20 protein-coding genes are annotated in these 20,242 nt (G+C 51.4%); all 20 read right to left on the bottom strand.

What is annotated here, in order from left to right; translation table 11 throughout:
* Positions 1-26: 26 nt before the first annotated feature.
* A complete protein-coding gene (gene nusA, locus AC0YNW_RS04220; RefSeq protein WP_120106636.1) occupies positions 27-1,124 on the bottom strand; it encodes a transcription termination factor NusA in 1,098 nt (365 codons plus the stop codon).
* 37 nt (positions 1,125-1,161) lie between these two features.
* Positions 1,162-1,623 carry a ribosome maturation factor RimP gene (rimP, locus tag AC0YNW_RS04215; RefSeq protein WP_387474794.1) on the bottom strand — a complete coding sequence of 154 codons (462 nt, stop codon included), beginning with the start codon at positions 1,621-1,623 and terminating at the stop codon, positions 1,162-1,164.
* 191 nt (positions 1,624-1,814) lie between these two features.
* Positions 1,815-6,131 (bottom strand): PolC-type DNA polymerase III, encoded by a 4,317-nt coding sequence (locus AC0YNW_RS04210; RefSeq protein WP_475830861.1) that lies wholly within the window; start codon positions 6,129-6,131, stop codon positions 1,815-1,817.
* A gap of 45 nt (positions 6,132-6,176) precedes the next feature.
* On the bottom strand, positions 6,177-7,625 hold the full coding sequence (gene proS / locus AC0YNW_RS04205; RefSeq protein ID WP_475830860.1) for a proline--tRNA ligase: 1,449 nt from the start codon (positions 7,623-7,625) through the stop codon (positions 6,177-6,179).
* Positions 7,626-7,635: 10 nt separating this feature from the next.
* Positions 7,636-8,910, bottom strand: a complete 1,275-nt coding sequence (gene rseP, locus AC0YNW_RS04200; protein WP_387474788.1) for an RIP metalloprotease RseP — start codon at positions 8,908-8,910, stop codon at positions 7,636-7,638.
* An 88-nt stretch (positions 8,911-8,998) separates the two neighbouring features.
* A complete protein-coding gene (locus AC0YNW_RS04195) occupies positions 8,999-10,138 on the bottom strand; it encodes a 1-deoxy-D-xylulose-5-phosphate reductoisomerase (RefSeq protein ID WP_475830859.1) in 1,140 nt (379 codons plus the stop codon).
* 16 nt (positions 10,139-10,154) lie between these two features.
* Positions 10,155-10,949 (bottom strand): phosphatidate cytidylyltransferase, encoded by a 795-nt coding sequence (locus tag AC0YNW_RS04190; protein ID WP_475830858.1) that lies wholly within the window; start codon positions 10,947-10,949, stop codon positions 10,155-10,157.
* Between the two features lie 27 nt (positions 10,950-10,976).
* Entirely contained in the window at positions 10,977-11,741 is a 765-nt protein-coding gene (locus AC0YNW_RS04185; RefSeq protein WP_387474782.1) for an isoprenyl transferase, read from the bottom strand.
* A gap of 128 nt (positions 11,742-11,869) precedes the next feature.
* Entirely contained in the window at positions 11,870-12,424 is a 555-nt protein-coding gene (gene frr, locus AC0YNW_RS04180; RefSeq protein ID WP_387474780.1) for a ribosome recycling factor, read from the bottom strand.
* 1 nt (position 12,425) lies between these two features.
* The gene (gene pyrH, locus AC0YNW_RS04175; protein ID WP_387474778.1) at positions 12,426-13,154 is read right to left on the bottom strand and encodes a UMP kinase; all 729 of its coding nucleotides are present in this window, start codon (positions 13,152-13,154) and stop codon (positions 12,426-12,428) included.
* A 131-nt stretch (positions 13,155-13,285) separates the two neighbouring features.
* Positions 13,286-13,936 (bottom strand): translation elongation factor Ts, encoded by a 651-nt coding sequence (gene tsf, locus AC0YNW_RS04170; protein ID WP_387474776.1) that lies wholly within the window; start codon positions 13,934-13,936, stop codon positions 13,286-13,288.
* A 111-nt stretch (positions 13,937-14,047) separates the two neighbouring features.
* Positions 14,048-14,746, bottom strand: coding sequence for a 30S ribosomal protein S2 (rpsB, locus tag AC0YNW_RS04165; RefSeq protein WP_119801345.1), 699 nt, complete (start codon positions 14,744-14,746; stop codon positions 14,048-14,050).
* 187 nt (positions 14,747-14,933) lie between these two features.
* Positions 14,934-15,503 carry a hypothetical protein gene (locus AC0YNW_RS04160; RefSeq protein WP_475830857.1) on the bottom strand — a complete coding sequence of 190 codons (570 nt, stop codon included), beginning with the start codon at positions 15,501-15,503 and terminating at the stop codon, positions 14,934-14,936.
* Complete coding sequence (locus tag AC0YNW_RS04155; RefSeq protein WP_475830856.1) at positions 15,496-16,071, bottom strand: DUF6115 domain-containing protein; 576 nt, start codon at positions 16,069-16,071, stop codon at positions 15,496-15,498. The genes AC0YNW_RS04160 and AC0YNW_RS04155 overlap by 8 nt, the downstream gene beginning before the upstream one ends.
* Positions 16,072-16,108: 37 nt before the next feature.
* A complete protein-coding gene (locus tag AC0YNW_RS04150) occupies positions 16,109-16,435 on the bottom strand; it encodes a hypothetical protein (protein ID WP_475830855.1) in 327 nt (108 codons plus the stop codon).
* A 38-nt stretch (positions 16,436-16,473) separates the two neighbouring features.
* Entirely contained in the window at positions 16,474-17,880 is a 1,407-nt protein-coding gene (locus tag AC0YNW_RS04145; protein WP_475830854.1) for a DUF342 domain-containing protein, read from the bottom strand.
* Positions 17,881-17,895: 15 nt separating this feature from the next.
* Positions 17,896-18,681, bottom strand: coding sequence for a FliA/WhiG family RNA polymerase sigma factor (locus tag AC0YNW_RS04140; RefSeq protein WP_475830853.1), 786 nt, complete (start codon positions 18,679-18,681; stop codon positions 17,896-17,898).
* A 4-nt stretch (positions 18,682-18,685) separates the two neighbouring features.
* Complete coding sequence (locus tag AC0YNW_RS04135; protein WP_475830852.1) at positions 18,686-19,132, bottom strand: hypothetical protein; 447 nt, start codon at positions 19,130-19,132, stop codon at positions 18,686-18,688.
* 1 nt (position 19,133) lies between these two features.
* A complete protein-coding gene (locus tag AC0YNW_RS04130) occupies positions 19,134-19,625 on the bottom strand; it encodes a chemotaxis protein CheD (protein ID WP_387474762.1) in 492 nt (163 codons plus the stop codon).
* Entirely contained in the window at positions 19,622-20,242 is a 621-nt protein-coding gene (locus AC0YNW_RS04125) for a chemotaxis protein CheC (RefSeq protein ID WP_387474760.1), read from the bottom strand. Before AC0YNW_RS04125 ends, AC0YNW_RS04130 begins: the two co-directional genes overlap by 4 nt.

The raw sequence follows: 20,242 nt of genomic DNA, 5'->3' as shown, positions 1-20,242 counted from the left end.
TTGTCAGCGTATTAGCCGCTAACGGATTAGTCGATGGATACGGAATCCTGATGCATCGTACCAGTAGCCGATTTTGGACGTCCGTACTCCTGCTCCGCCTGCGTCTCGCTTTTAATATCAATCTTCCATCCCGTCAGCTTGGCTGCAAGTCTTGCATTCTGGCCCTTGATGCCGATCGCCAGCGACAGCTGGTAGTCCGGCACGATGACTCTCGCCATCTTCTCCTGCTCGAATACAATCACTTCAAGGACCTTGGAAGGACTAAGAGCGTTCGCTACATATTCCTCCACATTTTCCGACCAGCGCACGATATCGATCTTCTCGCCCTTCAGCTCGCCTACAATGGTCTGTACGCGCATGCCTTTTTGGCCGACGCAGGAACCGACCGGATCGACTTCGTCATTGCGGGAATGAACCGCGATTTTGGAACGGAATCCCGCTTCGCGCGCAACGGAACGAATTTCGACGACGCCGTCATAGATTTCGGGCACTTCAAGCTCGAACAATCGTTTAAGAAGTCCTGGATGCGTGCGGGATAAAATGATTTGAGGACCTTTAGTCGTATTCTCTACCTTCGTAATAAACGATTTCACGCGGTCGCCATGCTTGAACTTGTCCGTTGGCATAAGCTCGGTCAGAGGCAGCACAGCCTCTACTTTGCCCAGATCAACAAACAGGTTGCGAACATCCTGACGCTGCACGATACCATTCACGATATCCTCTTCTTTGTCGATAAAAGCATTGTAGATCAAACCGCGCTCGGCTTCGCGGATACGCTGCGTCACCACTTGCTTCGCTGTCTGAGCGGCGATGCGGCCGAAGTCGCGCGGCGTTACTTCAATCTCCGCGACATCGTCCAGCTGGTAATGCGGGTTGATCTCGCGAGACGCTTCTACCGTAATCTCCAGGCGAGGGTCAAGCACCTCGTCAACAACGGTTTTGCGCGCGTATACCTTAATGACGCCGGTATGACGGTTTATATCGACTCTCACGTTTTGCGCAGTGTTGAAATTGCGTTTGTAGCTGGAAATTAGAGCGGCCTCAATCGCTTCAAGCAGCACATCCTTAGCGATACCTTTATCTCTCTCGATTTCCTGCAACGCTTCAATAAAATCCATACTCATTGGAACGATGTTCCCCCTTTCATAATAGAAGCAAAAATTAAAATTGGATAGCCAAGCGGGCGCTGGCGACTTTTTCGTAAGGAATGTCATGCTCTTTTTTGCCAATACGAACAACGGCAGTTTCGCCGTCGAACGATAGCAGCGTGCCTTCAAACTCCTTGGAGCCGTCTACCGGCTCGTAAGTCGTGACATAGACATACTTCCCGATCGCCTTGCGCACATCTTCAGGCTTTTTCAGCGGTCTTTCCGCTCCTGGTGAGGATACTTCAAGGAAATAGGCTCCGGAGATAGGATCGTTAGTGTCTAGCTGCTCGCTGACGTATTCGCTGATACGCCGGCATTCGTCGATGTCAATTCCGCCTTCCTTGTCTACGAAAATGCGCAAAAACCAATTGCTGCCTTCCTTGATATATTCAATGTCGACCAGTTCAAAGCCATTGTCATTGAGAAATGGGAGAACCATAGCCTCAATGGCGGATTTGATAGTGGATGTGCTCAAATTGGGTTAACCTCCTGTATAGGTTGCAATGTGATATTGCCGAATACAAAACGTAAAGAGTGGGTTTCCCCACTCTTCTGCATCAAGAATCTATCCTCATCATTGCCACAAAAATTATATCATAACCGCATAATCGTGACAAGAAATGATTTCTAGTCATCCCGTATGATAACAACTCTCATGGGCCGTAATTAGAACAAGGATAGTTGATTGGATTCCGGCAAACCTCTGAAGCAGCCCATACCGCTTAGCACCTCGATGATTGTCTTCGTCGCCTTGGACTTCATCTGGAAATCTTCAATGGAGAGGAATTCGCCGTCATTGCGCGCTGCCGCAATATTGCGAGCGGCATTATCGCCGATTCCTGCAATTGCGGCAAACGGCGGAATAAGCGATTCGCCTTCCACCTGGAACTTAATCGCATCGGAACGGTACAGATCGATCGGCTTGAACGAGAAGCCCCTCGCCGTCATCTCCAGCGACATCTCCAGCTGAGCCACCATGTTTTTCTCCTTCGGAAGCGCATTAAAGCCCTTCGCCTCAATCTCAATCAGCTTGCGGAGAATGGCGTCGTATCCCTGGCACAGCAGCTCCAAATCGAAATCATCCGCCCGAACCGTAAAGTAAGTCGCGTAGTAATGAATCGGATAATAGAGCTTGAAGAAGGCCGTACGCACTGCAGATATAACATAAGCAGCCGCGTGCGCCTTCGGGAACATGTATTCAATGCGAAGGCAGGAATCAATATACCACTGCGGCACCTTGCAGCGCTTCATCTCATCGATCCACTCCTGCGTAAGGCCTTTGCCCTTCCGCACGCTCTCCGTAATTTTGAACGCCAGTCCCGCATCCATACCGGCCTTGTAGATCAAATAAAGCATAATATCGTCACGACAGCCGATTACGGTTTTGATGTTGCAGGTTCCTTTTTTGATCAGCTCCTGCGCGTTGCCCAGCCATACACCCGTTCCGTGGGACAATCCCGAAATTTGCAGCAAATCCGCAAAGGACGACGGCTGCGTCTCCTGAAGCATCTGTCTCACAAACTTCGTCCCCATCTCCGGTACGCCGTAGGTAGCGACGGCGGATCGGATTTGTTCCGGCGAAACGCCAAGCGCTGCGGTCGAGTTGAACATGCTCATGACTTTAGGATCGTTCATCGGAATCGTCGTCGGATCGACCCCGGTCAAATCCTGCAGCATTCTCATCATAGTCGGATCATCGTGTCCAAGTATATCAAGCTTAAGCAAGTTTTCATCAAAGGCGTGATAATCGAAGTGCGTCGTTTTCCACTCCGCGCTCGTATCGTCTGCCGGAAACTGGACCGGCGTTACATCCTCGACCTCAATATAATCAGGAACAACGACGATGCCGCCGGGATGCTGGCCTGTGCTCCGCTTAACGCCGGTACAGCCGCTTGCCAGTCTCGCAAGCTCTGCTCCGCGCCACTTCTTTTGATGCTCTTCCTCGTATTTCTTGGCAAAGCCATACGCCGTCTTCTCCGCTACGGTACCGATTGTTCCCGCTCGAAACACGCTTTTATCACCGAACAGCACTTTTGTATAGTTATGCGCAATAGGCTGATATTCCCCAGAGAAGTTCAAGTCGATATCGGGAACTTTATCACCCTTGAAGCCAAGGAACGTCTCGAACGGGATGTCCTGGCCTTCGCCTTTCATCGGTTTGCCGCAATGCGGACAAGTCTTGACCGGCAAGTCGAAGCCGCTTGGCACGCTGCCGTCGAGGAACCACTCGCTGTGTCGGCAATCCGTGTTCAGGCACAAGTAATGTGCAGGCAGCGGATTAACCTCAGAGATACCAAGAAACGTAGCTACGACCGAAGAGCCTACGGAACCCCGGGAGCCGACCAAATAACCGTCACGATTGGACTTCTTCACCAGTTTCTCGGATATCAGATAGTTGGCGGAGAACTTGTACTTAATAATCGGCACAAGCTCCTTCTCCAGCCGATCGATCACAACCTGCGGGAGCTCGTCGCCATACATGGACTTCGCTGTCTCGTAGCACGTATTGCGAATCTCTTCATCCGCGCCATCGATATTCGGCGTGAACAGCTCCTTCGGAAACATGTCGTACGTCTCGAAGCGATCGGCAAGCTCCGACGTATTCGTCACGACAACCTGTTTCGCTCTGGCTTCGCCGAGGAAGGCGAATTCCTTCAGCATCTCCTCCGTCGTGCGGAAGTGGGCATCCGGCTTGCGCTGTCCTTTAAGCGGGCTGAAGCCAGTAATGCCATGAATGGTAATATCCCGGTACATCTTGTCTCTAGGGTTCAAATAATGCACATTGCCCGTCGCAATGACAGGCTTTCCAAGCTCGTCCGCAATCTCACAAATGCGGCGCATCGCACCTTCGATCTCTGCGCGGCTGCCTACCAGCCCTTTCTCAACCAGATGCATATAGAAGTCGATCGGCTGAATTTCAAGCACATCGTAAAATTCCGCAACTTCCTGTGCTTCCTCCTGCGACTTATTCAGCACCGATTCGAAAAACTCGCCCTTCTCGCAACCGGATATGACAAGCAGCCCTTCCCGCAGCGCCACTAGTTTGGTTCTCGGAATGGTGGCAACCCGTTTGAAATGTTCGGTATGAGATAATGAAATTAATTTGAATAAGTTCTTTTTGCCTACTGCGTTAAGCGCGTAGATATTGCAATGGAACGGCCGCGCGTTAGACAAATCCAGCCCGACGTAATCGTTCAGCTGATGCAAGTCTTTAATGTTGCGTTCTGCAGCGTCTCCAATCAGACCAAACAACACACCGCCGAGCGCTACGGAGTCGTCAACAGCGCGGTGATGATTCTCGAGACTGATCTTGTATTTGTCAGACAGCGTATTCAGACGATGATTCTTCATGTTCGGATAGAGGAATCTGGCCAGCTCCAGCGTATCCAATACGGGATTCGTGACCTCCGGCAAGCCTAGTGCTTTGCAGTTGGCCTGGATGAACCCGATATCGAATCTGGCGTTGTGCGCGACCAGAATATCGTCCCCGATATACGCGATAAACTCACGCAGCTTCGGCTCAAGCTCCGGAGCGTCCTTGACCATATCGTCATTAATATTCGTCAACTGCTGAATATGATAAGGAATCTTCTCATGCGGGTTGATGAAGGTGGAGAAACGGTCGATTTCCTTGCCGTCCTGCATCCTCACCCCCGCGAGCTCGATAATTTTGTTGTTCACGACGGACAAGCCCGTCGTCTCGATATCGAATACGATGTACGTGGAAGTTGCTAAAGGGGCGGGACGCGAGTTCAAAACCATCGGCACTGCATCGTTGACGACGTTCGCCTCCAGTCCGAACAGAACCTTCATCCCATGCTTCTTGGCAGCTTTCACGGCATCCGGGTAACATTGAATATTGCTGTGATCCGTTACGGCGATTGCCTTATGCCCCCACTTGGCCGCCATCTTCACATATTCACCGATTGGCGTCACGGCGTCCATCGTACTCATCGTCGTATGAAGATGGAATTCGACACGCTTCTCCTCGGCCTTGTCAGCCCGCTCCGGCGGTGAATTGATCTCATGAAGATCATTCGGCATCATCACAAGCTCAGGCTCCTGCATGAAGCGGTCGTATTCGATTCTTCCCCGCGCCTTAATCCATTTGCCATTCGCAAGCTGGGAGAGAACTTTCACATCGTCCTTCGTCTTGGCGAACATCTTCATGGCGATAGAATCAGAGAAGTCGGTGACGTTGAAGATGAACAACGTGCTGCCGTTGCGTAGTTCCTTCATATCCAGTCCGAACACCGCGCCTTGCACCGTAATCTTCTTCTCTTCATCCTGAATGTTCATAAGCGGCACGGCTTCTTCACGAATGTCATAGCCGACCGCAAGGCGAACAACCTCTTCGCCATTATCCTCGCCAGCTGCCGATTCCACCATCGCATCAGCCATCAGTTGCTGAACAGCATCGCGCTCTTCTTGCATCTTTTTTTGTTGAAACTCTTCATAAATCTCTTGTCTTGCCTCGCCTACGACCAGCTTAACCTGGCAATCCCGATCAAAATAGGTTTTGTAGAAGGCAGCGACTGCATCGTCCACCTTCTTCTTTCTCGCCAGTTCCAGTCCCGTCGAGTCGAGCAGCGACAGCGTAATGCTGTTTCCTAGAGCTTCGATGGACGCCTTCTGAAGCCAGCCGTTTACTGACGCAATCTCGCGCTGAGCCCACTCGATGAAGAGCGGCCAATATTGCATAACGATATTCTCTGTCTCCACAACCGAATCATACTGGAACACAAAGGTTATCGCGGCAATATGCTCGAATTTCATCCTTACCGCCTGGCATAATCCGTTATAGGCTTGTAAAGGAACCATGGACGTCTTGCGGATGCAAAACGTCCATTCGCGGTTGCTGTTGCTCACAACAACCTGATCTATATAACCATCCTGAAAATACGTATGAATAAGTTCTTGCGGCAGCCCCGCTTGCTGCAATAGCAGCTCGAAGCGCTGTCGCTTGTTACCGGTTAGGCTCATCACAATCAGCTCCTGTCGATCCGAACCGAAAACCCTATTCAGTTCTTAATAAGCGCGGGCAAAGACGACCGTATGCTTCGCTTCGTCACCGCACACGAGGCAAGATGTCTTGTGAACCGAAGGCTCGAACGGAATATTGCGGCTAGTCGCGCCAGTTTCTTCCTTCACTTGCTTCTCGCATGCTGCAGAACCGCACCATCCGGCTTCTACGAAGCCGCGCTGCTCTTCCAGGAATGCCTTCATCTCATCCAGCGTATCAACGGTACGTGAATTCTCTTCACGGAACGCTTTCGCCCGGTTGAACATCTCCTGATGGGTCTCCTCCAGCATTGCTTCCACTTCAGCGACCAGGTTATCCTGCTTCACGATCCGCTTCTCGCCCGTGATACGGGAGACGAGAACGACAACACCATTCTCCATATCGCGAGGACCAAGCTCCAGTCTCAGAGGTACGCCGCGCATCTCGTATTCGTTGAACTTCCAGCCTGGGCTCACATCGGAGCGATCGTCTACGCGTACGCGCACACCGGCTTTCTTCAGCTCAGCATACAGCTCGTCCACGCGTCCTACCACCTGCTCACGCATCTTGGCTGGTCCGATTGGAATCATAATGACTTGCGTTGGCGCTACTTTCGGAGGCAGAGCCAAGCCGCGGTCGTCACCATGAACCATAATCAACGCGCCGATCAAGCGCGTGCTGACGCCCCACGATGTGGTATGAGCGAATTGAAGCGTATTCTCGCGGTCCAAATATTTGATATCAAATGCGATAGCAAATTTATTGCCCAGATAATGCGAAGTTCCGGCTTGTACGGCTTTTCCGTCCTTCATCATCGCTTCGATCGAATAAGTGTCCACAGCTCCAGCGAAACGCTCGGAAGGTGTCTTCTCGCCCTTAATGACCGGAATAGCAAGGAAGTCCTCTACGAAGCTTGTATACACATCAAGCATCTGCATCGTTTCCTGGCGCGCTTCTTCCTCAGTCTCGTGAGCGGTATGGCCTTCCTGCCACAGGAATTCACTTGTGCGAAGGAACGGCAGCGTGCGCTTCTCCCAGCGCACCACATTAGCCCATTGGTTGATGAGGACCGGCAAATCGCGATAGGATTGAATCCATTTCGCGTACATGTGGCCGATCATGGTCTCGGAGGTCGGGCGAATCGCCAGACGCTCCTCCAGCTTCTCGCCCGCAGCTTCCGTTACCCACGGAAGCTCCGGATTAAAGCCCTCGACATGCTCCTTTTCCTTCTGGAAGAAGCTCTCGGGAATGAATAGAGGGAAATAGGCGTTGCGATGTCCCGTTTCCTTAAAGCGGCGGTCCAGATCACGCTGAATGTTTTCCCACAGCTCATAGCCTTCCGGACGGAAAACGATACAGCCGCGCACCGGCGAATAATCCATAAGCTCCGCTTTTTTGATTACATCGATATACCATCTAGAGAAATCTTCGCTTTGCGGCGTAATTTCCGTTACAAATCCTTTTTCCTTTGACATGAGCGACAGACTACCCCCCTCGAACTAATCGTAAAATATCATTATAGGTCACAACAAGCATAAGCAGCATCAGCATCGCAAATCCGACGAAATGCACCATACTTTCTTTGTTCGGATCAATCGGCTTTCTTCGCACAGCCTCCAGGCCAAGGAAGATCAATCTGCTTCCGTCCAGCGCTGGAACTGGCAGCAAGTTGAATATGCCGAGGTACAAGCTAAGCAATGCCGTCCAGGACGTCAATTGAACAATGCCTTTACGCGCAATCTCGGCTGTCATGTCAGCCGTTCTGACCGGACCGCCCAGATCCTCCAGCTTGAATTGACCGGTAACCAGCATTTTGAAGCTTTCAAATATAAACTCTGTTGACACCTTCATGAGTGTTGCGGCTCTTGAAATAGTTTCGGTGAATGTAGCCGATCTCATCGGCGGCGACGCACTGATGCCGACCTTGCCGACGCCGAGCTCATTCAACATTGGCGTGACTTTGATCGTATGTACTTGTCCGTCCCTGTTCACGATCATTTCGACCGGTTTGCCAGGCGATTTGCCGATGATATCGATCATTTGTTCCAAATCCGCGCCGATTTTGACGCCGTTCACGGATTCCACCACATCGCCTTTTTTCAGATCCACTCCGGCTGCGGGCATTTTCTCCTCAATGGAGCTAATGATCAGCTTATCCGGATTCTCCACCGGTACGCCTACCATTTGAGCATACACGGCATAGAGCACGAATGCCAGAATAAAATTCATCATCGGTCCGGCAAATATCGCCATTGCTTTCTTGCCCACCGACTTGCTGCCGAAATGCCTGTCAATCGGCGCGATCTGTGTGTCTCTGCCCTTGGAAATAACGAGCGCTTGCGGGTGAACGTCGTATCGCTCCGATTCTCCCTCTACCAGCAAGGAAATCGAAAGCCTGCGCTCCAGATCAACATCCTCCACCTCGCCGCGAACGGTACCTGTCCGCTCATCCAGTCGATCGAGGAAGATGCGAGTGACTTGATTATCTTTAATCCGAACGGCTACTGTCTGCCCCGGCTGGACTTCCACGATCTCGGGATCTTCGCCCGCCATCCTGACAAATCCGCCAGCGGGTATGAGCCGCAGTGTATATCTGGTTTCGCCGCGTTTGACGGAAAGAAGCTTCGGCCCAAAGCCGATCGCAAATTCCCTGACGAGAATACCCGCCCGCTTGGCAAAATAGTAATGTCCCCATTCATGTATCGTCACAATGACGAAAAATACGAGCACGGTCGATAAGACGACCTGAATCATCCCCATAGACGTGTTGCCTCCTGTTCGTTACGGCCTGTACATAGATTATCATTATTCTCCCGCCCGATACAAGAGAACCACTTTTTCGGCAGGGTCAGACCGTCGCGGCTAGTCCGCGAGCCCACTCGTCCACTTCGGCAATCGTCTGTAAATCATGGACATCGCATACGTTATGCCGCTCTACTACAGTTTCCAGCACCCGCTCGATATCGAGGAAGGAAATTTCCCTGTTCAGGAATCGGGCTACCGCCACTTCGTTCGCCGCATTATACACCGTCGGCGCGGACTGTCCCAAACGCCCGCAATCGAAAGCGAGTCTGAGACACGGGAAACGCTCGTAATCCATCGTTCTGAAATTAAGCTTGCCAATCTCTGCGAGGTTAAGGCGCTCGGTAGGCGTAGGAAGCCGCTCCGGATACGTCAGTGCATACTGGATGGGAACGCGCATGTCCGGCATGCCGAGCTGAGCGATGATGCTGTGGTCGTTGAATTCAACAAAAGAATGAATAATACTCTCTGGATGAATAAGAACATTCACCTGATCGTAGTCCAGGCCGAACAGCCATTTGGCTTCAATGACTTCCAGACCCTTATTCACCATGGTAGCAGAGTCAATCGTAATCTTGGCGCCCATCGACCAGTTCGGATGCTTGAGCGCATCCTCCACGGTGACACCAGCCAGATCTGCCCTCGTGCGATCCCGGAACGAGCCGCCGGAAGCTGTCAGCGTAATGCCGAGCACGTCGCTCCGTCTCTCGCCATTCAGACACTGATAGATAGCAGAGTGCTCAGAGTCGATCGGCAGAATCGACACACCGCGCTCCTTGGCACGCTGCATGACGATATGTCCCGCTGTGACCAGCGTCTCTTTGTTCGCGAGGCCGATCGTTTTGCCGGCATGGATCGCTGCCAGTGTTGCCGGCAGTCCTCGACTGCCAATGATGGCGGTCACTACCGTATCCGCATCCGTTCCGGCGGCAACCTCAATCAGCCCCTCTTCACCGTAGGTTACACGCGTTCCTTGCGGCATATAAGGCCGTGCTTGCTCTGCCAGCTCCTTTGAAGCAAGACTAACTAATGCGGGTCTAAATTCTTTCGCTTGCTCGATGACAAGCTCCACATTGCTTCCCGCTGACAAGGCAGTGACACGGAAGCGGTCCGGCTGATGCCTGACGATGTCCAGCGTCTGCGTGCCTATGGACCCTGTTGAGCCTAATAGCGCTATCTTCTTCAACTAAAGTACCTCCAACTTAAACAGGGATAAGCTCCGTTAACAATAATAGCGGAAATACGATCAACCAGCTGTCGCAGCGGTCGAGCACGCCGCCGTGGCCGGGAAGCAAATTGCCTGTATCTTTAATGTTCCGAACACGTTTGTACGCCGATTGGATCAGATCGCCGAATTGTCCTGCGATGGCTGCAACAACGCCAATCAGCAGCGCTCTGCCGATACTGACTGTATCCGGACCCAGAAGGGCAAACACAACGGCTACAATTAACGACAGTACAACGCCGCCAATTGCGCCTTCAATGGTTTTGTTAGGGCTAATGGAAGGCCATAGCTTCGTCTTGCCAATGGCCCGGCCGGTGAAATACGCGCCGATATCCGAAGCCCATATGCAACCAAAAGATAAAAACGTCCAGAACAGGCCATGCTCACCCATGTCGCGAACCGCAATCATGGCAGCAAATCCATAACCCACATATAACGCGCCAAGCAGCATGAGCGAAGCGCCGTCTATGGTCGTTTTGTTTTTGGTTACGACCGTGACCGCAAGCAGAAGAAAGGCCAGCATCCACATAATCGTGAGCGGCGAGGGCATGCTGACACCCCATGCCTCCCACGGAAGGACGAAGTACAGCACTCCGGCGAAGCCAAGCAACGCGGAAGGGTGAAACGGAGAAAAGCCGTTCATACGGGTATATTCATAAAATCCGATAATGGCAAGCAGCACCAGCAATCCTGTATAATAGGCTCCGCCCAATACGGCCAGGGCGACAAACACTGCGCCTGCAATGACACCTGTAATCAATCGTTGTTTCAATGCCAAGTCACACTCCGTCGTTTGATGCTATAGTCCGCCATATCTCCGACCGCGTCGTTGATAGGTTTCAATGGCTTCGTGGAAATGCTTTTCCGTAAATTCTGGCCAATATACATCCGTAAACCAAAACTCACTGTATGCTAGCTGCCAAAGCATGAAGTTGCTTAGCCGTAGCTCGCCGCTTGTACGAATGAGCAAATCCGGATCAGGAATGTCACTGGTAAGCAACCGGCTGGACATGACGTCTTCGTCGATTGCTTCCGCATCCAGCTTGCCGTTTTTTACGTCGAGCGCAATATGTTTGATCGCATCCAGCATCTCCATGCGGCTGCCGTAATTTAGAGCGAAGTTAAGGACAAGCCCCGTATTGCTGGCTGTCTTGCTGACTGCTTCTTCCAAGGCATGTATCGTGTGGGGAGGCAAGTTATCCCTAGACCCCATCATGCGCACTTGCACATTGTTTGCAATCAAATCGTCCAGCTCAATCTCCAGAAACTGCTGCGGCAGCTTCATCAGGAAGTCGACTTCAGCTTTAGGACGCTTCCAGTTCTCCGTAGAGAAGGCGTACATGGTTAAATATTGTATCCCAAGCCGATCCGCCGCAATCGTAATGCGTTTGACCGTTTTCATCCCGGAGTGATGGCCTGCCATACGCGGCAAACCGCGTTTCTTGGCCCATCGTCCATTCCCATCCATAATGATGGCTACGTGCCTCGGCACATGACCCGTCTCGATTGAAGCCGGCTTCGGTGCGAATGATTCGCTTAGTCTTGCCCAAAGTCGCTTGATCATCTAGCTTCCTCCCAACCGATAAGAACAATCGTCTATCGGAGTACTTCGAGGATGGGCTGTATTGCCCATCCCTCTTCGTATGATCAATAAAAACGTAACCCCACCTGTCGGAGGGGCTAAAGCGTGAATTAAACTTCCATAATTTCTTTTTCTTTGGCAGAAAGAACTTTCTCTACTTCTGCAATATATTTATCTGTTGTCTTCTGAATATCGTCCTGATGGCGACGCGACTCGTCTTCGGAAATATCCGTTTTCTCAAGCTTCTTCACGTCATCGTTGGCATCGCGGCGAATGTTGCGGACCGCTACTTTTGCCTCTTCGCCGAATTTCTTGGACGTCTTCACCAGTTCAGCGCGGCGCTCCTCCGTTAGAGGCGGTACAGAGATCCGGATGGATAGACCATCATTGGATGGCGTAAGACCTAGATCCGACTTCAAAATCGCCTTCTCGATCGCTCCCAGCGATGATTTGTCCCAAGGCTGGATCATCAGCGTCCGGGAATCCGGCGTATTGATGTTCGCAAGCTGGTTCAGCGGCGTTTGGGCGCCGTAGTATTCAACCTGGATACGGTCAAGCAGCGCCGGGCTTGCTTTGCCAGCGCGAAGCGTGGACAGATCGCGCTTTAACGCGCCGATCGCTTTCTCCATGCGCTCTTCTGCACTTTTCTTAATCGCTTGTGGCATGTTATTTAGCACTTCCTTTCACGATCGTACCGATTTTCTCACCTAGCACGACCCGTTTAATATTTCCATTCTCTGTGATGGAGAATACGATTAGCGGGATATTGTTGTCCATGCAAAGCGATGATGCCGTGGAATCCATTACGCCCAGATTGCGGTTAAGCATGTCCAGGTATGTAAGTTCTTCGAATTTCTCGGCGTTCTCGTCTTTGAACGGATCAGCGGAATATACACCGTCTACTTTGTTCTTCGCCATCAGAATCACTTCGGCTTCGATCTCCGCAGCGCGCAGAGCGGCTGTCGTATCTGTCGAGAAGAACGGGTTGCCTGTTCCTGCAGCGAAGATCACGACGCGCCCCTTCTCCAGATGGCGAATTGCGCGACGTCTAATATACGGCTCAGCGATTTGCTGCATGGCAATCGAAGTTTGAACGCGAGTTGGCACATCAATTTGCTCCAGTGCGTCTTGAAGAGCCAGTGAATTCATGACGGTGGCCAGCATGCCCATGTAATCCGCCGTTGCACGATCGATGCCTTTGGCTGTGCCTGCGATGCCTCTCCAGATGTTGCCGCCGCCTACGACGATAGCGACTTCTACGCCAAGATCAACAACTTCCTTCACTTGATTGGCTATGGAAGAGATAACGGAAGCTTCAATGCCGAAACCTTCTTGACCGGACAATGATTCGCCGCTCACTTTCAAGACGATGCGTTTAAATACAGGATGTTCCAACGTTATTACCTCCATCATGCACCTCGCAAGCGAGGACACTCTTTTTTATTCCTATTAAGCTAGAATTGTACGATATGCCATTTATAGAAAAGAAGGCGGGGCGGACGCCCCGCCCCGCCTGTGCGTTCGGATTACAGTTTCGCTTGAGCCATAACTTCTTCAACGAAGTTGTCGACTTTTTTCTCAAGACCTTCGCCCAGCTCGTAACGAACGAAGCGACGGATCGAAATATTTTCACCGATTTTGCTGATTTTTTCATTCAGCAGGTTAGAGATCGTTTTGTCCGGATCTTTAATGAAGGACTGCTCAAGCAGGCAATACTCTTCATAGTATTTCGAGATGCGGCCTTCAACCATTTTTTCAACGATTTTCTCAGGCTTGCCTTCGTTAAGCGCTTGGTTTTTAAGGATTTCTTTTTCTTTTTCGATCTCGTCAGCCGGAACTTCTTCACGACGAACGAATTTCGGATTTGCTGCAGCGATTTGCATCGCGATATCTCTAGCAAACTCACGGAATTGATCCGTTTTTGCAACGAAGTCAGTCTCACAGTTAATTTCTACCAGTACGCCGATACGGCCGCCAGCATGGATGTAGGATTCAACTACGCCCTCAGTCGCAACACGTCCAGCTTTGTTCGCTGCCGCAGCAAGACCTTTCTCGCGAAGCAATGCGATCGCTTTTTCTACGTCGCCGCCTGTTTCGTCCAGCGCTTTTTTGCAATCGAGCATACCTGCTCCCGTTCTCTCACGAAGTTCCTTTACCGCGCTTGCGCTAACTGCCATGAAAAACCCTCCTAAAAGTTTACATCAGAATTTTGTTCAAAAAAAGGGTAGTGAGAGGTTTGCACCATCTGACCACCCTTTGTTGTTACGAAATGATGTTTTAGTTTGCGATTAGGCTGTTGTTTGCTCGCCTTGGTTCGCTTCGATGATCGCGTCAGCCATTTTAGCTGTAAGAAGCTTAACTGCACGGATCGCATCGTCGTTACCAGGGATAACGTAGTCGATTTCGTCCGGATCACAGTTCGTATCAACGATACCTACGATTGGGATACCCAATTTGCGAGCTTCAGCAACTGCAATGCGCTCTTTGCGCGGATCGATAACGAACAGCGCGCTTGGCAGGCCTTTCATGCCTTTAATGCCGCCCAAGAATTTCTGAAGACGATCTTTTTCTTTACGAAGAATGATAACTTCTTTCTTCGGAAGAACTTCGAACGTGCCGTCCTCTTCCCATTTCTCAAGCTGCTTCAGACGATCGATACGCTTTTGAATCGTTTGGAAATTCGTAAGCGTGCCGCCGAGCCAGCGTTGGTTGATGTAGAAGTTGCCGCAACGCTCAGCTTCTTCTTTCACCGAATCTTGAGCTTGCTTCTTCGTGCCGACGAACAGCATAGTGCCGCCCTCAGCTGCTACGGATTTAACAAAGTTGTACGCTTCGTCAACTTTCTTAACCGTTTTTTGCAAGTCGATAATGTAAATTCCGTTTCTTTCTGTGAAGATATAACGATCCATCTTCGGGTTCCAACGACGTGTCTGGTGACCGAAGTGTACCCCAGCTTCGAGAAGCTGTTTCATGGAAATAACCGCCATTCTTCAACACCTCCTGTAATGGTTTTTGTGTGTCCCTCCGCTTGATCGCGTTTTCCGACAAAACTTTCGCCTGGCGAAAGCACCGTTGTCAGAATTGATCAGCGTGTGTTTTTAACACCGTCATTTAATATATCATAGATGATGTGCCCATGCAAGAACACTTTGCCACTTCCGTATGAGAAATCCATTATTGCGCGGCCAGCCACGCTTCCGCCTCCGTCTTGCTAATCGGTTGCCCCGTTACGCCCCCGATTGCCCCGGCGATTCCGGCATTCTCGTTAATCAAAAAATAACCGGCTCTGGCCTGCTTGTTGTTGGCTTTCATTTGTTTGATGAATGCAGCCGCATCATCGATAATGTCATTGGCAAGAAGCAGCTCCGATGTTTGGGTCAAATTAAAGCCGGGCTCGATCCGGATGAGCTTCTGAGCGGGCTCCTTCAGCTCTTCCTCCTCTACCGTCCCTGCATCCGCAACCGGCGCTTCGGACCCCTGAGCTTCCGCAGGAGGCGCCTCAGGGGTCCCTTCAGGAGCGGCATCCGGCGGTTCCGTGACGGCATGGTAATTGCCCGCTGAGGAATCAGGCGATGGTTCGCCTCCAGTCGGCTGTTCCTCCTGCAAGCCGCCTTGCCTTAATTCCTGCTCCATTTTGTTCAGCTTGTCCTGGCTGTTCTCCCCCAGCATGAATAGCTGCAGCAACAGGGCTCCCGCGACAATCCCGACGCCGAGCCCAAGCACAAAGGATCGTTTGTTAAACATGAAGCGAGCCCTCCTGCTTGGACAAGCCGATAATGAGCTGGACTTCCCCTTTGTTCATGCCAAGCTTCTTGGCTATGGCTTCGATCGATTTGCCTTCCGCATACAGACGGAACAGCTCCGAGTAGCGGTCATGGATCGAATTGGACTTGGGACTTTGATCCTCAATCGTAATCGCCGCTTCCTTCCGAGCTGAGGGTTCGGCGGGTACGTAGGCTGCTTGCCCCGCCATGCCGGCGGCGGCAGTCCCTTCCGACTGCAAGCGGGCCTCGGCAGGCTTCACAAGCGTCTCCTGAAGCAGTTTTTCGAGCTGCCCGCAGCGCTCTTCTAATGTAGCAATTCGTTTATCCTTGCTGTCGGCCTCCTGCTTGGCCGTTTGCTGTGATTCCGCAATCAGCCGGATCAGGTGTTCATTGTCCTTCTCCATGTTTTCCATAAACTGATCAAGCGCGGTCTCCATATTGCGTACTGACTGCGGGGCTTCATTACTGTCCGGCTTCTTTCGCGGCATGGCGAAGGCGCCGACGGCGACAACCGCCCCAACGAGTACGATATATTGCCATGGTTCCATATGTAGCATCCCGCCTCTTTTTGCTTTTCCTGCTGATCTACAGCTTGATATCCAGATGATGACCCTTATACGGATGCACCGGCGGCTCGTCAGCTGGCAATTCCTCGTCCGTGCCATCCGCTTTCTTGCGGGTTCCCCGCTTATACCCGCCATCATTCGCACCGTCTTGATCCGCACGTACTTGAGGCTTCGAGGACTGCTCGACCGCTGTATTCTGATTGCGCAGTTCTTCCGTTTGCTTCGACGCCTGATTCGCCAGCATGTTCTGCTCCGCCAGCGGCCGCTGCGCAGCCTGCTGCTGCATGCCGCTGAACTCCTGCGTACGCGGAACCGACATTTGAAGATCCAGTGGCTTAAAGGTCATTCAAGCCGCACCTCCCGTTATTTAGACTTATGGGTCTTTTAAGGGTGATAAGGAACCATCGCAATATCTCCCTCCATTAACCGGAAGGAAACGCGCTGAGCGCTGTCCTTGACAAACTTGGTGTAGCGGCCGATCACAATCTTGGCTCCGCCGTAAGCGGTTCCGCTTACATTTATTCTGGAACGGTTTGTATCCTCCAGCGTCTTCTCGATCTCCAGCATACGTGCCTTCGACTCATCGATCAATACGCTAGTCTGCCGTTTGGTTGCATTAAGCTTCGCGCGCAATTCCAGCCGGTCAGGCGTTAATTGGCCCGCTGCCGCCATTTGATCTAATATGACAAGCGCCTTCTCCGTCTTCTCATTGCTTTCAAAAGATTGCTTGATCGTGGTGCGCAGCTCTGCAAGCTCCTCTCGAAGCTGCGGGTTGACGCCAACCTCGATTGCTGTTGCCGTAGACATCGCATTACCGAGCGTACGCGCAACAACTTGCTCCCCTGCCTGTATAATGCCTCCGACGATTAGTCCTTTTGCTCCGGAACAAATGACATTTTTGCCCGCTTTCACGGTCGAATGCATGATGCTTTGCGAGACGATAACATCCTCCCCAGCAAAAACATGCCCGTCCTGAATAAAGGAACTGCGAACATTACGCCCCGCCTTGACATGACCCTTATTGCTCGCCATAATGCCGCTAGTGATCTCGATCGATCCATCCGACTCCAGCTCTGCACCCTCTACACCGCCAACTACGCGAATGTCGCCTGATGCCCTCACCCTAAATCCGGTCAGCACATTGCCGCGAATAACGACCGTTCCTACGAAGTCGATATTGCCGACGCTGTAATCCACATCTCCATTCACCTCGTACACGGGAAAAACATTGATCTTTCCCTTGTCCGTAATCGTAATGAGTCCGTCAATTGCTGCGTATAGAGCGGTATCGCCATTTTGCACAACGTTTTTCCCGATTTTGAACCGGGCTTTCTTGCCGAATTTGGGAGGGATGACTTCGCCGGTCACCATCTTGCCGGAGGAACCGGAGAGCGGCTCCACAAGCTCGGCAATCAATTGGCCGCGCTTGACGTTCTTCAGCCTGCTTACTTCTTTCAAGTCCACCTTGCCGTCTTGATCCTCTGCAGGCTTATGCCGTTTGCTGTCTTCCATGTCATAGACGAACCGTACTGCTCCGTCCTTTCCTTCTCCAGGGGCTTCCCCTTGTGCGACCAGGGTCTGCTCCCTACAGTAGGCAAGCGGATTTCTGCATATTTGATCCAGCACATCGATTCGGAGTCCATGGACAACACCCTTGCTGCGTAAGTATTGTTCTAAATCCGATGACGCACATACAAAATCTTCCGTTATCCGACTGAATGTTAGGAAGGCAGACAGCTTGTCAGCTGAAGTCTGGATACGCAGGTATGAATCTAATTGAATATTGTCCACCTTACTCCCTCCTCTCTAATGCTGCATAAGTTGATCTTTATGTTTAGCCAATGCTCCACGCAGTCTCAAAATAGCCTTGGAATGGAGCTGGGAAATTCGCGATGGGGATAGCGACATCACTTCTGCGATTTCGCTCAACGACAATTCTTCGTAATAAAACAGCGATACAACCGTTCTTTCCTTCTCCGTCAATCGTTCAATGCCTTTGACCAACGATTCTTTCAAATAAAACTCGTGTACTTTGTAATCCGGATTTTTCGCTTTGTCATCGATGAGCAGCGACATGCGCGTCTCTGATTCTTCTTCGCGGATCGGATCTTCCAGTGAACAGATCGTTGCGACGGAGATGTCCTGAAGCATATTGGTAAATTCTTTTTCAGTTACTTGCAAATACGAACTGACCTCCAGATCTGTAACCGAGCGCATATACTGCTGCTCCAGATGCTGGTACGCCTCCTCCACCCGCTTCGCTTTCTCGCGTACGGATCGCGGCACCCAATCCCCTTGACGCAAGCCGTCAATGATAGCGCCGCGAATGCGCCAGGAAGCATACGTCTCGAATTGCAGTCCCCGCAAATAATCAAACTTCTCAATCGCATCAATCAGCCCCATGACGCCATTGCTGGCAAGATCGTCTTTAATGACATTCTTTGGAAGTCCGATTGCCATGCGATTGGTTACATACTCGACCAGAGGCAGAAACGTTTCTATCAATGCCTTCTTCGCTTCAAGATCACCGTGTTCTTTCCAAGCTTGCCACATCTGGATGTTAGTCAAATGAGGCGTCTTCAGCTCAGCCATCGAATCACTCTCCTGTCAGGTGACGTAATGCCTTCGCCAAATCTTCTGGCTGTTTATTAGTTGTAGATACGAATTGCGGAGGCGTCAGCGGACGGAACCCCGGGGCAGCTTCATCATTGCCCGCGCCCTGTCCCTGCTCTTCCGCCGGTGTAGCTCCTTGCATTTGCGCTTTCAACAATTCATTCAGATCTTCGCCTTCGTCCGGGGTCGTCATATCAAGTGAGCCGCCCTTCGCCTCATCCGTATCTTGCGAGTCTCCGATCATCGCCGGGGGCTTCAGAATAAAAGCCATGAGAAAACGAGCGGGATAAGCAAGCGCAAAAAATGCGATGCACGCATAAAAACTTCTAAGCATGATGACGGATAACGGATTGTTGCCGATGGAGAAGAGAACCGTCAGAACTATACCCGTTATGCCGAATACCACATTCCACCGCCAAGTACCTTGCATCTTAAATCTCCTTTACACCATGCTGCACGCTTCTGATGAGCAAGATTCCTTTGTAACTGTCGAACTCTACCGTTCTGCCGTAGTTGCCTCCCGTATCTGCCCCCAGAATCGGGATGCGATAGTGCTGCAGGATGGCTGTGCAAGACTCCACATTGCGCGGCCCGATCCGCAGCGTATCCGAGCCGCCAAGCGCGAACATCTGGGCTCCGCCCGCCATCTTGGCTTCTAACCGGTTTAACCGGGCGCCTACGGCCTGCATTCTTTCAAGCAGCTCCGGAATAGCGGTATCTGCATATTTCGCCTGATTAAACTGCGCTTCACGAGCGATCTCCGACGAAGGAAGCATTACATGCGCCATGCCGGCAACTTTGCTCTGGGAATCGTACAGCGTCAGTCCAACACATGATCCCAGTCCCGTTGTTTTCAGAACGGCACCATCTATCGCGATATTCAGATCGGCCATGCCCACCTTCACTAACGTTTGCCCTGTCATCCCAGTTCGACTCCCAATGCCTTAAAAATTTTTTTAAACGATTCCGGATCGGGAATTAGGAAGAAATGTCCTTCCAGCGATTGCCGATCTTCCAGAAACGTCGTTTCGATCAATAAGGCGGAATCGCCCATCTCTCCGAATTGCATTAAGCCGTAGCTCAGTATTGCGCCTGCCATATCATGAGCGATTGCAGGTACGGATGGCACCATCGGCAGTTGTGTGAAATCGGCAAGTGAGGACAAGTAGGATCCCGCTAATATATTGCCGATTTCGCATAATGCGGACAGCTCCATCTCTGAATAGCCATTCTCGTCCTGATGATTCATCGAAAGAAGCTGATTCAGTATGCGCTTGGCCGACTGCTCTTCAATAATAAAGAACATATTGCCGGGAGCTTCGCCCTCTACCCTTAGAAAGACAGCAAGCACGATTTGCTCCGCGCCGCCGACGCGATCTGCCACTTCCTCGAACGGCAGCAGACTTACCTTTGGAACCGCCATATCGACAGGCTTGTCCAGCAGCTTGGACAATGCGGTTGCCGCATTGCCCGCCCCAATGTTGCCGACTTCCCTTAGTACATCCATCTCAAATGCTTTAAAAGAATCGAATAGCGACAC

This window comes from Paenibacillus sp. J31R120, from assembly GCF_056269225.1.
This window is presented reverse-complemented; position numbering and strand designations above follow the sequence as displayed.

Coding starts and splice junctions, on each gene's coding strand:
- nusA (WP_120106636.1), bottom strand. CDS start 1,124: ATGAGTATGGATTTTATTGAAGCGTTGCAGGAAATCGAGAGAGATAAA.
- AC0YNW_RS04210 (WP_475830861.1), bottom strand. CDS start 6,131: ATGAGCCTAACCGGTAACAAGCGACAGCGCTTCGAGCTGCTATTGCAG.
- proS (WP_475830860.1), bottom strand. CDS start 7,625: ATGTCAAAGGAAAAAGGATTTGTAACGGAAATTACGCCGCAAAGCGAA.
- rseP (WP_387474788.1), bottom strand. CDS start 8,910: ATGGGGATGATTCAGGTCGTCTTATCGACCGTGCTCGTATTTTTCGTC.
- AC0YNW_RS04185 (WP_387474782.1), bottom strand. CDS start 11,741: ATGATCAAGCGACTTTGGGCAAGACTAAGCGAATCATTCGCACCGAAG.
- frr (WP_387474780.1), bottom strand. CDS start 12,424: ATGCCACAAGCGATTAAGAAAAGTGCAGAAGAGCGCATGGAGAAAGCG.
- tsf (WP_387474776.1), bottom strand. CDS start 13,936: ATGGCAGTTAGCGCAAGCGCGGTAAAGGAACTTCGTGAGAGAACGGGA.
- rpsB (WP_119801345.1), bottom strand. CDS start 14,746: ATGGCGGTTATTTCCATGAAACAGCTTCTCGAAGCTGGGGTACACTTC.
- AC0YNW_RS04160 (WP_475830857.1), bottom strand. CDS start 15,503: ATGTTTAACAAACGATCCTTTGTGCTTGGGCTCGGCGTCGGGATTGTC.
- AC0YNW_RS04155 (WP_475830856.1), bottom strand. CDS start 16,071: ATGGAACCATGGCAATATATCGTACTCGTTGGGGCGGTTGTCGCCGTC.
- AC0YNW_RS04150 (WP_475830855.1), bottom strand. CDS start 16,435: ATGACCTTTAAGCCACTGGATCTTCAAATGTCGGTTCCGCGTACGCAG.
- AC0YNW_RS04140 (WP_475830853.1), bottom strand. CDS start 18,681: ATGGCTGAGCTGAAGACGCCTCATTTGACTAACATCCAGATGTGGCAA.
- AC0YNW_RS04135 (WP_475830852.1), bottom strand. CDS start 19,132: ATGCAAGGTACTTGGCGGTGGAATGTGGTATTCGGCATAACGGGTATA.
- AC0YNW_RS04130 (WP_387474762.1), bottom strand. CDS start 19,625: ATGACAGGGCAAACGTTAGTGAAGGTGGGCATGGCCGATCTGAATATC.